Below are 14,543 nucleotides of genomic sequence, written 5' to 3' on the forward strand. Positions count from 1 at the left end.
GCGTCGCACCGGGTGCCGCCCCAGGGGACGGCTCCGTATCGCCGTCCGTCTTGTGCCGGTCATCGTAGCCGCACCCCGACCGTCGCCACACCCTGTCACCGCGATGTCACTGTGCACACAACAAGAACGCGGCGGGAGTTCGGAAGGTTCCCGCCCGGGGGGTGTCTCCGCGCTCTCCGGGAAGCCGGAGCGCGAGCGGTGCGGGGCACCCCGCCCGGGCGGGGTGCCCCGCGGCACCCCGCCGTACCCGTGTCACTCCCCGCGCATCCACCTCTCCATGACGCCGAGCAGGTAGTCGGGGTCGACCGGCTTGGTGACGTAGTCGGAGGCGCCGCAGTCGAGCGCCTTCTCCTTGTCGCCCTTCATGGCCTTCGCGGTCAGCGCGACGATCGGAAGAGCGGCGAACTGGGGCATCCGCCGGATCGCCGTCGTCGTCGCGTACCCGTCCATCTCCGGCATCATGATGTCCATCAGCACGACCGCCACGTCGTCGTGCTGCTCCAGCACTTCGATCCCCTCGCGGCCGTTCTCCGCGTAGAGCACGGAGAGTCCGTGCTGTTCGAGGGCGCTGGTGAGGGCGAAGACGTTGCGGATGTCGTCGTCCACGATCAGCACCTTCTCGCCGCGGAACCTGAACGACCTCCGCCCCTCGGGCGCTTGTGTCCCCTGGACCCAGTCTTCCTGCGCTGCGTTCTCCGCGGCCGGGGCCGCCCCGGCGCCGGGGCGGTTGGGCGCGGGCAGCTCCGGGCGCCGGCGCGGATCGCCGAGTGCCTGGCGCCGGCGCCGGAACACGCCCGCCGAATTGGCCGGGTCGCCCAGCGGCGCGGAGTCGGCCTGAGCCGGGTACTCCCCGTCGCCGGAGGGCAGTTCGGAGGATCCGGAGCCTCCCTGCGTAGAGCCCTGCGCGGGGAGTTCGCCGCGGCGCAGCGGGAGGTAGAGGGTGAAGGTGGAACCCCGGCCGGGCTCGCTCGCCGCGTGGATCTCGCCGCCCAGCAGGCGCGCGATCTCCCGGCTGATGGAGAGTCCGAGGCCGGTACCGCCGTACTTGCGGCTGGTGGTGCCGTCCGCCTGCTTGAACGCCTCGAAGATCACCATCATCTTGCTGGACGCGATCCCGATCCCGGTGTCGGTGACCGAGAACGCGATCAGGTCGGCGTCCGCGTCCCGCAGCGACCCCGTCTCCAGCAGGTTCTCCCTGATGGCGTTCGGGACGTCCGGTCCGGCCGGCCGGATCACCAGCTCCACCGCGCCGCCGTCGGTGAACTTCACCGCGTTGGAGAGCAGGTTGCGCAGCACCTGGAGCAGTCGCTGCTCGTCGGTGTGGAGGGTGGCGGGCAGTTCGGGTGAGACGCGTACGGAGAAGTCGAGCCCCTTCTCCGCGGTCAGCGGCCGGAAGGTCGCCTCCACGTAGTCGACCAGCTGGACCAGCGCGATACGGGTCGGGCTGACGTCCATCTTGCCCGCCTCGACCTTGGAGAGGTCGAGGATGTCGTTGATCAGCTGGAGCAGGTCGGACCCGGCCCCGTGGATCGTCTCGGCGAACTCCACCTGCTTGGGCGAGAGGTTGCCCTCGGCGTTGTCCGCGAGCAACTTGGCGAGGATCAGCAGCGAGTTGAGCGGCGTCCGCAGCTCGTGCGACATGTTCGCCAGGAACTCCGACTTGTAGCGCATCGAGACGGCGAGCTGTTCGGCACGCTCCTGCAGGACCTGCCGGGCTTCCTCGATCTCGGTGTTCTTCAGCTCGATGTCACGGTTCTGCCGCGCCAGCAGCTCGGCCTTGTCCTCCAGTTCGGCGTTGGACGCCTGGAGGGCCTTCTGCCGGTTCTCCAACTCCTCCGAACGGTCCCGGAGCTGTTCGGTCAGCTCCTGGGACTGTTCCAGCAGCTTCTCGGTCCTCGTGTTGACGCTGATGGTGTTGACGCTCGTCGCGATCATCTCGGCGAGCTGGTTCAGGAAATCCCGCTGGATCTGGGTGAACGGCTGGAAGGAGGCGAGTTCGATCACGCCGAGGACCTTGCCCTCGAAGAGCACCGGCAGCACGATCACATGGGCCGGGGGCGCCTCGCCGAGCCCCGAGGAGATCTTCAGGTACGCGGGCGGCGCGCTGTCCACCTGGATGGTCCGCTTCTCCGAGGCGGACTGTCCGATGAGCGACTCGCCGGGCCGGAAGGAGGTCGGCATCGAGCCCACCGAGTATCCGTAACTGCCGCGCATCCGCAGCTCGTACGCGCTCTCGGCACTGGCGTCCGCGCCCACCTCGTCGGTGTCGCCCGCCGCCATGGCCATGAAGAACGCGCCGTGCTGGGCGGAGACCACCGGCGTCAGTTCGCTCATGATCAGCGAGGCGACGTCGTCCAGGTCCCGCCGCCCCTGCATCAGGCCGGAGATCCGGGCGAGGTTGCCCTTCAGCCAGTCCTGCTCCTTGTTGGCGAGGGTGGTGTCGCGCAGGTTGGCGATCATCGTGTTGATGTTGTCCTGCAGCACCTGGATCTCGCCGGCGGCGTCCACGTCGATCTTCAGGTTCAGGTCGCCGCGCGTCACCGCGGTGGCGACGGCGGCGATGGCCCGCACCTGCCGGGTGAGGTTCCCGGCCATCTCGTTCACCGACTCGGTGAGGTCGCGCCAGGTGCCGTCGACGTCCCGCACCCGGGCCTGGCCGCCCAGCTGGCCCTCGGTACCCACCTCGCGGGCCACCCGGGTCACCTGGTCGGCGAACGACGACAGCTGGTCGACCATCGTGTTGATGGTGTCCTTGAGCTGCAGGATCTCGCCCTGCGCGTCGATGTCGATCTTCTTGGTGAGGTCGCCCTTGGCGATGGCGGTGGTGACGGTGGCGATCTGCCGCACCTGTCCGGTGAGGTTGGAGGCCATCGAGTTCACCGACTCGGTGAGGTCCTTCCAGGTCCCCGAGACCCCCGGGACCCGGGCCTGTCCGCCGAGGATGCCCTCGGTACCCACCTCGCGGGCCACCCGGGTCACCTCGTCCGCGAACGAGGAGAGCGTCGTCACCATCGTGTTGACCGTGTCGGCCAGCTCGGCGACCTCGCCCCGTGCCTCGACGGTGACCTTCTTCGTCAGATCGCCGTTGGCGACCGCCGAGGAGACCCGGGAGATGTTCCGCACCTGACTGGTCAGGTTGTTGGCCATCAGGTTGACGTTGTCGCTGAGGTCCTTCCAGATGCCCGTCGCGCCGCGCACCCGGGCCTGTCCGCCGAGGATGCCCTCGGTACCCACTTCGCGGGCCACCCGGGCGACCTCGTCGGCGAAGTTCATCAGCTGGTCGACCATGGTGTTGACGGTCGTGACCAGTTCGAGGATCTCGCCCTTGGCGTCGACGGTGATCTTCTTCGACAGGTCGCCCTTGGCCACGGCGGTCGTGACCTCGGCGATGTTCCGGACCTGGAGGGTGAGGTTGTTGGCCATGCCGTTGACGGACTGGGTGAGGTCCTTCCAGGTACCGGAGACCCCCTGCACCTCGGCCTGACCGCCGAGGATGCCCTCGGTGCCCACCTCGCGGGCCACCCGGGTCACCTGCTCCGCGAAGTTCGAGAGCTGGTCGACCATGGTGTTGAGGGTGTTCTTCAGCTCCAGGATCTCGCCGCGCGCGTCCACGTCGATCTTCTGCGACAGGTCGCCGCGCGCCACCGCGGTGGCGACCTGCGCGATATTGCGGACCTGGGCGGTGAGGTTCCCCGCCATGCCGTTCACCGAGTCGGTCAGATCGCGCCAGACGCCGGCCACTCCGGGCACCTGCGCCTGGCCGCCGAGCCGGCCGTCCGTACCCACCTCGCGGGCCACCCGGGTCACCTGTTCCGCGAACGCGGAGAGCTGGTCGACCATCGTGTTGATGGTGTTCTTCAGCTCCAGGATCTCGCCGCGCGCGTCCACGTCGATCTTCTGCGACAGGTCGCCGCGCGCCACCGCCGTCGTCACCTGGGCGATCTGACGGACCTGGTCGGTGAGGTTCCCCGCCATGAAGTTGACGGAGTCGGTGAGTTCCTTCCACGTACCGGAGACTCCGTCGACCCGGGCCTGCCCGCCGAGGCGTCCCTCGGTGCCCACGTCACGTGCCATCCGGGTCACCTGGTCGGCGAACGAGGAAAGCTGCGACACCATCGTGTTGACGGTGTTCTTCAGCTCAAGCATCTCCCCGGCGACATCGACGGTGACCTTCTGCGACAGGTCGCCGTTGGCCACCGCCGTCGTCACCTGGGCGATGTCCCGCACCTGTCCGGTGAGGTTGCGGAACGCCGTGTTGACGGAGTCGGTCAGGTCCTTCCACGTACCGGCGGCGCCCGGTACCTCGGCCTGGCCGCCGAGCCTGCCTTCCACGCCGACTTCCCGGGCGACCCTGGTCACCTCGGAACCGAAGGACTGGAGCTGGTCCACCATCGTGTTGACGGTGTTCTTCAGCTCAAGCATCTCCCCGGCCACGTCGACGGTGACCTTCTGCGACATGTCACCGCTGGCCACCGCCGTCGTCACCTGGGCGATGTCCCGCACCTGCGTGGTCAGGTTCCGGAAGACGGTGTTGACCGAGTCGGTCAGGTCCTTCCAGGTCCCCGCGGCACCGGGCACCTGGGCCTGGCCACCGAGCAGCCCCTCGCCGCCGACCTCGCTGGCGACCCGGGTCACCTCGTCCGCGAAGGTACGCAGCGTCTCGGTCATCTGGTTGATCGTCTCGGCGAGCTGCGCGACTTCGCCGCGCGCACTCACGGTGACCTTCTGCGACAGGTCGCCGTTGGCCACCGCCGTCGTGACCTCGGCGATGCCGCGCACCTGGCTGGTGAGGTTTCCCGCCATGGTGTTGACGGAGTCGGTGAGGTCCTTCCACACACCCGCGACACCGGGCACGGTGGCCTGACCACCGAGCTCACCCTCGGTGCCGACCTCGCGGGCGACCCGGGTGACCTCGGAGGAGAAGGAGGAGAGCTGGTCCACCATCGTGTTGACGGTGTTCTTCAGCTGGAGCATCTCACCGGCCACGTGGACGGTGACCTTCCGCGACAGGTCGCCCTTGGCCACCGCCGTCGTCACCAGAGCGATGTCCCGCACCTGCGCGGTGAGCCGGTACGCCATCGTGTTGACGGAGTCCGTGAGGTCCTTCCAGGAACCGGACATGCCGCGCACCTGCGCCTGGCCGCCCAGCTTGCCCTCGGTACCCACCTCGACGGCGACCCGCGTCACCTGTTCGGTGAACGCCGACAGCTGGTCGACCAGGTTGTTGACCGTACGGGCGACCTTCAGGAACTCCCCGCGCAGCGGCCGTACCGTCTCGTCCGCGGTGTGGGAGCGCAGCTCCATCCGCTGTTCGAGGTCACCGTCGGCCACCGCGGACAGCACCCGGCCGACCTCGGACACGGGGCGCGCGAGATCGTCGACCAGTTCGTTGGACGCGTCGATCGCGGCGGCCCAGGCGCCTTCACAGGCGCCGGTCTCCAGCCGTTCGGTGAGCTTCCCCTCCCGACCGACCACCCTGCGGACCCGTGCGAGTTCACCCGTGAGGTGGAGGTTGCGGTCCGCCACCTCGTTGAAGACGGCGGAGATCTCCGTCAACGGCCCGTCCCCCGAGACGGTGAGCCGCCTGCGGAAGTTGCCGTCACGCATCGCGAGCAGGGCGGAGAGCAGTCTGTTCAGAGCTGCCGCGTCCACCTCGACGGTTCCTTGACGCTGTTTTTTCACGGGCTGTCCGCCTCTTGTACGCGTGCTTGAACCCCGCGCCGCCACGTCAGACTCCACCGTGTCCCTCCCGCAGGGTCGACCGTTTCGCTCGGGTGATTCTGGGAGCTTTCCCAGTTCCGAGGTACCTCACCGCCACAGCACACCGTCGGCGGGTGCCCATGGGAACGTCAAATCCTTGAAACGTACCAGGCCCGACCCCCCTCGCGGGCACCGATCGGATTCGTCACCCGCCGCCACCCGTCCCGCTTCCCGCCGCAGCACCGGGCGGCACCCCGGAGATCCGCGCCGTGCGCCCGCGTACGCCCATTCACCCCGTCCGGGGTGAAGTCCGGCCTCGTGTACCCGGCGGCCCCGGGGAGCGTCTAGCCTGGCCGAGGGCCGTCCGGTGGTTCGTCGCGCATCCGCCAGGACCACGGGCAGCTTTCGGGCGAGACGAAGCGGCGAGATACGGGCACTGGACTCGGGGAAGCGACGCGACACCATATGGGGAGTGCAGTGATCACCGCGCGGGCGGCCGCCACCTTCGAACCGGCCGGTCGCTCGGTAGCGACAGCCCGCGCCTTCGTCCGGGACACGCTCCAGGGATGGGGCTACACCGACGTCATCGACGACGCCGTCGTCCTCACCAGCGAGCTGGTGACCAACGCGGTCGTGCACGCGGGCACCGCCGCGGACGTCCTCTGCCTGCGCTCGGAGGACGGGGTGCGCGTCGAGGTCGCCGACCACTACCCGGAGCGCGAGGTCCCGCTCCAGAGCACGGCGGTCGACTTCGGCAGCCCGGACCGGGAGGGCGGCCGGGGCCTGCTGCTCTGCGCCGCGCTGGCGTCCCGCTGGGGCGTGGAGTACACCCCCACCCGCAAACACGTCTGGTTCCAGCTGGACCTGCCCGACCGGCCGGTGGGCATCCGTTCCGCCGGCCCGCTCCTCCCCGTCGAGAGCCTGCCGGTCGCCGACCGCCGCATCCGGGTCGCCGTCGTCCAGATCGACATGGCCGGGGCCGTGGCCTCCTGGAACGAGGACGCCTCGTTCCTCTTCGGCTACGCCCCCGAGCAGGTCGTGGGCAAGCAGCTCACCGAGTTCGCCGCCTGGCCGCAGACCCCGGGCACCAGCACCGGCGTCGCCGCCGCGCTCCAACTGTCGCGCTGGGAGGGGAGTTACGGCTTCCGGTGCGCGGACGGCCGGGTCGTCCCCGTCTACGCCTCGCACCTGCGGGTCCGGGACATCGCGGGTTCCCCCTCCACGGTCTGTCTGATGGTCCGCGACGACGAGCGCGCGGTGTTGCAGAGCCCGGTGCGGGCACCGGTCACCGACACCGGCGAGAGCCGCTCGGCCGACCCCTTCGAGGTGTTCATCGGCTCCCCCGCACCCGACGACCTGGACGGACTGCTCCAACGCACCGTCGAGCGGGCTCGCGACATGCTCGACGCGGACGCCGCCTTCCTGCTCCTGGCCACGGACGACGAGACCGAACTCGAGGTCCGTGCCACCACCGGCCTGCCCTCCGCCCGTCAGCGCTTCGCCCGGGTCCCCGTCGAGGCGGGCGCCGGCCGTTACGGCTCCGCCCGGATGCCGGCCGTGCACGAGGACCTGACGGCCACGGAGGGCGCCGTTCCGTTGCTGGACGGCACGGGGATGCGCTCGGTGGTGACGGTGCCGCTGAAGGTGGAGGGCCGACTCACCGGATCGCTGGGCGTCGCCGCCGAGGCCGCGGGGCGGTACACCAACGAGGAGGCCCTGCGCCTCCAGTTCGCCGCCGACCGCATCGCGCTCGCCGTGGAGTCGGCGCGCCTCGGCGAGCTGGAACGTCTCCGCAGGGGTTCCCTCTCCTTCCTCGTCGAGGCGTCCGACCTGCTGGCCGGGACGCTCGACCGGGACCAGACTCTGGCCCTCATGGCCCAGATGACCGTTCCCAAGCTCGCCACCTGGTGCGCCGTCTACACCATCGCCGATCCGGCCTCGGAACCCTTCCTCTCCTTCGTCCTGCACGAGGACGAGGATCTGATCGACGGGCTCAAGGCCCTGCTGTCCCGCATCGATCCGCCCGAGCCGGTGCCCTCCCCGGGAGCCCGTGTGTGGGGTGCCCCGAGCAAGGCCGCCCACGAGGCGGCGCTGCGCACCTCGATGCGGAGCCTGAGCAGTGACGCCCCGTTGAGCATGGCCAACTCCACCCGCACGACGCTCGCCACGGCCGCCGCGGTGGGCGGGGAGACGGTCGTGCTCCCCCTCGTCGCCCGTAACCGTGTCATCGGCATGCTCACGCTCGGCAAACCGTCGGACGACCACTTCCGCCAGGAGATCCTGGAACTCGCGGAGGACCTCTCCCGGCGGGCCGCCCTCGCGCTGGACAACGCCCGGCTCTACTCCGAGCGCACGGCCATCAGCCAGGCGCTCCAGCGCAGCTTGCTGCCCCCGAGCCAGCCGGTGGTACCGAACGTCGAGATCGAGGTCATCTACCGCGCCGCCGGCGAGGGCAACGAGGTCGGTGGCGACTTCTACGACGTCTTCCCGATCCGCGACGGCGTCTACGGCTTCGCCATCGGCGACGTATGCGGTACGGGTCCCGAGGCCGCGGCCGTCACGGGGCTCGCCCGGCACGCCCTGCGCCTGCTCGCCCGCGAGGGCTTCGGCGGCCCGGCGGTGCTGGAGCGCCTCAACGCGGCCATCCTCGACGAGGGTGCCCGCAGCCGCTTCCTCACGCTCCTGTACGGCGAGCTGCGCCCCCAGGAGGACGGCAGCGCCCTTCTGAAGGTCGTGTGCGCCGGCCACCCCCTGCCGCTCCGCCTCCGTCAGGACGGCACGGTGCAGGCCGCCGCCGAGCCGCAGCCGCTGCTCGGCGTCATCGAGGACCTGGAGCTGTTCGAGCAGGAGATCACGCTCGCCCCCGGCGACGTCCTGCTCTGTGTCACGGACGGCATCACCGAGCGCCGCGAGGGAACCCGCATGCTCGGGGACGACGGACTGGCGGAGGTCCTGGCCAACTGCACGGGGCTGACGGCCGGAGCGGTGGCCGCACGCGTCCTGCGGGCCGTCGAGCGGTTCGCCGCCGAGCCGGCCTCGGACGACATGGCCATCCTCGCCATGCGCGTTCCCGAGCCGCAGACGGTCTGATCCGGAGCCTTTTCCCGGGCCGCCCGAGGGCGGCCCGGGAAGAGTACGGGAGAAGCAAGAAGGCCCCCACCTGATGGTGGGGGCCTTCTTCTCACTGAGCCCCAATGCGGAATCGAACCGCAGACCTTCTCCTTACCATGGAGACGCTCTACCGACTGAGCTATTGGGGCCTTGCTGCGCTGTGCAACGAGATAAGCATACCCCAGTTCCGGGGTGCCCAGAACCACTTGCCACGCGGAAACCGAACATTCCCGAGGACCCGTCACGGGCCGCCGGTTCACCACGTGTTCGACAGGAAGCCACCGCTCCGCAGCCGCTGCGGAGAGTCCTCCGCAAGGGGCCCTGGTCGGGCCCTGGTCGGCGCCGCGAGCATCGGGTAGGTCGGCCTGCTGGTGGGCCTTGAGCCCGGTCCAGCGGCTCAGCCGCCCGTGGGCCCGCCGGCTCAGGAATTCCACCCCGGACCAGGTACACGGAATTGCCCGTGAACGCAGAAAACCCCCGTGCCACAAGGCACGGGGGTCTCCCGGAAAAATTGTTCGGCGGCGTCCTACTCTCCCACAGGGTCCCCCCTGCAGTACCATCGGCGCTGAAAGGCTTAGCTTCCGGGTTCGAAATGTAACCGGGCGTTTCCCTAACGCAATGACCACCGAAACACTATGAAATTAACCAACCGGATGAAAACACGGCGGTTGTTATTTCAGAACCAACACAGTGGACGCGAGCAACTGAGGACAAGCCCTCGGCCTATTAGTACCAGTCAGCTCCACCCGTTACCGGGCTTCCACATCTGGCCTATCAACCCAGTCGTCTACTGGGAGCCTTAACCCCTCAAAGGGGGTGGGAATACTCATCTCGAAGCAGGCTTCCCGCTTAGATGCTTTCAGCGGTTATCCTTTCCGAACGTAGCCAACCAGCCATGCCCTTGGCAGGACAACTGGCACACCAGAGGTTCGTCCGTCCCGGTCCTCTCGTACTAGGGACAGCCCTTCTCAATATTCCTACGCGCACAGCGGATAGGGACCGAACTGTCTCACGACGTTCTAAACCCAGCTCGCGTACCGCTTTAATGGGCGAACAGCCCAACCCTTGGGACCGACTCCAGCCCCAGGATGCGACGAGCCGACATCGAGGTGCCAAACCATCCCGTCGATATGGACTCTTGGGGAAGATCAGCCTGTTATCCCCGGGGTACCTTTTATCCGTTGAGCGACAGCGCTTCCACAAGCCACTGCCGGATCACTAGTCCCGACTTTCGTCCCTGCTCGACCCGTCGGTCTCACAGTCAAGCTCCCTTGTGCACTTACACTCAACACCTGATTGCCAACCAGGCTGAGGGAACCTTTGGGCGCCTCCGTTACTCTTTAGGAGGCAACCGCCCCAGTTAAACTACCCATCAGACACTGTCCCTGATCCGGATCACGGACCGAGGTTAGACATCCAGCACGACCAGAGTGGTATTTCAACGGCGACTCCACAACCACTGGCGTGGCCGCTTCAAAGTCTCCCACCTATCCTACACAAGCCGAACCGAACACCAATATCAAACTGTAGTAAAGGTCCCGGGGTCTTTCCGTCCTGCTGCGCGAAACGAGCATCTTTACTCGTAGTGCAATTTCACCGGGCCTATGGTTGAGACAGTCGAGAAGTCGTTACGCCATTCGTGCAGGTCGGAACTTACCCGACAAGGAATTTCGCTACCTTAGGATGGTTATAGTTACCACCGCCGTTTACTGGCGCTTAAGTTCTCAGCTTCGCCGACCCGAAAGTCAGCTAACCGGTCCCCTTAACGTTCCAGCACCGGGCAGGCGTCAGTCCGTATACATCGCCTTACGGCTTCGCACGGACCTGTGTTTTTAGTAAACAGTCGCTTCTCGCTGGTCTCTGCGGCCACCCCCAGCTCACCGAGTAAATCGGATCACCAGTGATGGCCCCCCTTCTCCCGAAGTTACGGGGGCATTTTGCCGAGTTCCTTAACCATAGTTCACCCGAACGCCTCGGTATTCTCTACCTGACTACCTGAGTCGGTTTAGGGTACGGGCCGCCATGAAACTCGCTAGAGGCTTTTCTCGACAGCATAGGATCATCCACTTCGCCACAATCGGCTCGGCATCAGGTCTCAGCCTTAACGTGTGACGGATTTGCCTACCACACGGCCTACACCCTTACCCCGGGACAACCACCGCCCGGGCTGGACTACCTTCCTGCGTCACCCCATCGCTTACCTACTACAAGTCTGGTTCATCGGCTCCACCACTACCCTCAACTCCGAAGAGATCGGGCCGGCTTCACGGACTTAACATCGCCTGATTCAGTACTGGGCGTTTCAAAGCGGGTACCGGAATATCAACCGGTTGTCCATCGACTACGCCTGTCGGCCTCGCCTTAGGTCCCGACTTACCCTGGGCAGATCAGCTTGACCCAGGAACCCTTAGTCAATCGGCGCACACGTTTCTCACGTGTGTATCGCTACTCATGCCTGCATTCTCACTCGTGAACCGTCCACAACTCGCTTCCGCGGCTGCTTCACCCGGCACACGACGCTCCCCTACCCATCCACACAGGCGTTGGCCCTATATGTGTGAATGACACGACTTCGGCGGTACGCTTGAGCCCCGCTACATTGTCGGCGCGGAATCACTTGACCAGTGAGCTATTACGCACTCTTTCAAGGGTGGCTGCTTCTAAGCCAACCTCCTGGTTGTCTCTGCGACTCCACATCCTTTCCCACTTAGCGTACGCTTAGGGGCCTTAGTCGATGCTCTGGGCTGTTTCCCTCTCGACCATGGAGCTTATCCCCCACAGTCTCACTGCCGCGCTCTCACTTACCGGCATTCGGAGTTTGGCTAAGGTCAGTAACCCGTTGGGGCCCATCGCCTATCCAGTGCTCTACCTCCGGCAAGAAACACACGACGCTGCACCTAAATGCATTTCGGGGAGAACCAGCTATCACGGAGTTTGATTGGCCTTTCACCCCTAACCACAGGTCATCCCCCAGGTTTTCAACCCTGGTGGGTTCGGTCCTCCACGAAGTCTTACCTCCGCTTCAACCTGCCCATGGCTAGATCACTCCGCTTCGGGTCTAGAGCGTGCAACTCAATCGCCCTATTCGGACTCGCTTTCGCTACGGCTTCCCCACACGGGTTAACCTCGCTACACACCGCTAACTCGCAGGCTCATTCTTCAAAAGGCACGCAGTCACGACTGCATGTGCAAGCACATACAGCGACGCTCCCACGGCTTGTAGGCACACGGTTTCAGGTACTATTTCACTCCGCTCCCGCGGTACTTTTCACCATTCCCTCACGGTACTATCCGCTATCGGTCACCAGGGAATATTTAGGCTTAGCGGGTGGTCCCGCCAGATTCACACGGGATTTCTCGGGCCCCGTGCTACTTGGGTGTCTCTCAAACGAGCCGTTGATGTTTCAGCTACGGGGGTCTTACCCTCTACGCCGGACCTTTCGCATGTCCTTCGCCTACATCAACGGTTTCTGACTCGTCTCACAGCCGGCAGACTGTGAAAGAGAGATCCCACAACCCCGCATGCGCAACCCCTGCCGGGTATCACACACATACGGTTTGGCCTGATCCAGTTTCGCTCGCCACTACTCCCGGAATCACGGTTGTTTTCTCTTCCTGAGGGTACTGAGATGTTTCACTTCCCCTCGTTCCCTCCACACTGCCTATGTGTTCAGCAGCGGGTGACAGCCCATGACGACTGCCGGGTTTCCCCATTCGGAAACCCCCGGATCAAAGCTAGGTTGACAGCTCCCCGGGGACTATCGTGGCCTCCCACGTCCTTCATCGGTTCCTGGTGCCAAGGCATCCACCGTGCGCCCTTAAAAACTTGGCCACAGATGCTCGCGTCCACTGTGCAGTTCTCAAACAACAACCAGCCACCCATCACCCCGACCTCACGGCCGAGTTCACTGGGACCGGACTGAAGGCAGCCAATCGGCCGTACCCTCAGATACCCAACAACGTGCCCGACACGACCGATCCATCATTACTTTCCACGCCGAAGCAGTACTCGCAACAACCAACCAACCGTGCCGAATAGTCAACGTTCCACCCATGAGCAACCAGCACCGAACATTCGCCGGTGTACTGGCCTCTGACCAAACCGAAGCCTGGTAAGAAATGCTCCTTAGAAAGGAGGTGATCCAGCCGCACCTTCCGGTACGGCTACCTTGTTACGACTTCGTCCCAATCGCCAGTCCCACCTTCGACAGCTCCCTCCCACAAGGGGTTGGGCCACCGGCTTCGGGTGTTACCGACTTTCGTGACGTGACGGGCGGTGTGTACAAGGCCCGGGAACGTATTCACCGCAGCAATGCTGATCTGCGATTACTAGCAACTCCGACTTCATGGGGTCGAGTTGCAGACCCCAATCCGAACTGAGACCGGCTTTTTGAGATTCGCTCCGCCTCGCGGCATCGCAGCTCATTGTACCGGCCATTGTAGCACGTGTGCAGCCCAAGACATAAGGGGCATGATGACTTGACGTCGTCCCCACCTTCCTCCGAGTTGACCCCGGCAGTCTCCTGTGAGTCCCCATCACCCCGAAGGGCATGCTGGCAACACAGAACAAGGGTTGCGCTCGTTGCGGGACTTAACCCAACATCTCACGACACGAGCTGACGACAGCCATGCACCACCTGTATACCGACCACAAGGGGGGAACCATCTCTGGCACTTTCCGGTATATGTCAAGCCTTGGTAAGGTTCTTCGCGTTGCGTCGAATTAAGCCACATGCTCCGCTGCTTGTGCGGGCCCCCGTCAATTCCTTTGAGTTTTAGCCTTGCGGCCGTACTCCCCAGGCGGGGAACTTAATGCGTTAGCTGCGGCACCGACGACGTGGAATGTCGCCAACACCTAGTTCCCAACGTTTACGGCGTGGACTACCAGGGTATCTAATCCTGTTCGCTCCCCACGCTTTCGCTCCTCAGCGTCAGTAATGGCCCAGAGATCCGCCTTCGCCACCGGTGTTCCTCCTGATATCTGCGCATTTCACCGCTACACCAGGAATTCCGATCTCCCCTACCACACTCTAGCTAGCCCGTATCGAATGCAGACCCGGGGTTAAGCCCCGGGCTTTCACATCCGACGTGACAAGCCGCCTACGAGCTCTTTACGCCCAATAATTCCGGACAACGCTTGCGCCCTACGTATTACCGCGGCTGCTGGCACGTAGTTAGCCGGCGCTTCTTCTGCAGGTACCGTCACTTTCGCTTCTTCCCTGCTGAAAGAGGTTTACAACCCGAAGGCCGTCATCCCTCACGCGGCGTCGCTGCATCAGGCTTTCGCCCATTGTGCAATATTCCCCACTGCTGCCTCCCGTAGGAGTCTGGGCCGTGTCTCAGTCCCAGTGTGGCCGGTCGCCCTCTCAGGCCGGCTACCCGTCGTCGCCTTGGTAGGCCATTACCCCACCAACAAGCTGATAGGCCGCGGGCTCATCCTTCACCGCCGGAGCTTTTAACCCCGTCCCATGCGGGACAGAGTGTTATCCGGTATTAGACCCCGTTTCCAGGGCTTGTCCCAGAGTGAAGGGCAGATTGCCCACGTGTTACTCACCCGTTCGCCACTAATCCACCCCGAAAGGCTTCATCGTTCGACTTGCATGTGTTAAGCACGCCGCCAGCGTTCGTCCTGAGCCAGGATCAAACTCTCCGTGAATGTTTTCCCGTAATCGGGATCACAACACGAGAGCGGAACGACCAGGTCGGAATATGACCGGTCGTTCACAGCGTCC

2 protein-coding genes, 1 tRNA gene and 3 rRNA genes are annotated in these 14,543 nt (G+C 65.2%); 1 reads left to right on the forward strand and 5 read right to left on the reverse strand.

The genetic code is table 11. From position 1 onward, the window contains the following. Positions 1-252 precede the first annotated feature (252 nt). Complete coding sequence (locus OHT52_RS05830) at positions 253-5,682, reverse strand: HAMP domain-containing protein (RefSeq protein WP_328719065.1); 5,430 nt, start codon at positions 5,680-5,682, stop codon at positions 253-255. Between the two features lie 483 nt (positions 5,683-6,165). On the opposite strand from OHT52_RS05830, the gene OHT52_RS05835 reads away from it, so the two are divergent. Continuing rightward, positions 6,166-8,790: a SpoIIE family protein phosphatase gene (locus OHT52_RS05835; RefSeq protein ID WP_328719066.1), complete on the forward strand. Its 2,625-nt coding sequence runs from the start codon at positions 6,166-6,168 to the stop codon at positions 8,788-8,790. A 97-nt stretch (positions 8,791-8,887) separates the two neighbouring features. Here the strand turns inward: OHT52_RS05835 and OHT52_RS05840 are convergent. The 4 genes from OHT52_RS05840 to OHT52_RS05855 form a co-directional block, all read right to left on the reverse strand. Beyond that, positions 8,888-8,960, reverse strand: a tRNA-Thr gene (locus OHT52_RS05840). A 364-nt stretch (positions 8,961-9,324) separates the two neighbouring features. Continuing rightward, positions 9,325-9,441, reverse strand: a 5S ribosomal RNA gene (gene rrf, locus OHT52_RS05845). A 76-nt stretch (positions 9,442-9,517) separates the two neighbouring features. Further along, a 23S ribosomal RNA gene (locus OHT52_RS05850) occupies positions 9,518-12,643 on the reverse strand. A 298-nt stretch (positions 12,644-12,941) separates the two neighbouring features. Further along, positions 12,942-14,467: ribosomal RNA gene (locus OHT52_RS05855) — 16S ribosomal RNA — on the reverse strand. The 16S, 23S and 5S rRNA genes sit together here with 1 tRNA gene alongside, the layout of an rRNA operon. Between the last annotated feature and the right edge of the window lie 76 nt (positions 14,468-14,543).

This window comes from Streptomyces sp. NBC_00247 (genome assembly GCF_036188265.1).
GTDB lineage: Bacteria > Actinomycetota > Actinomycetes > Streptomycetales > Streptomycetaceae > Streptomyces.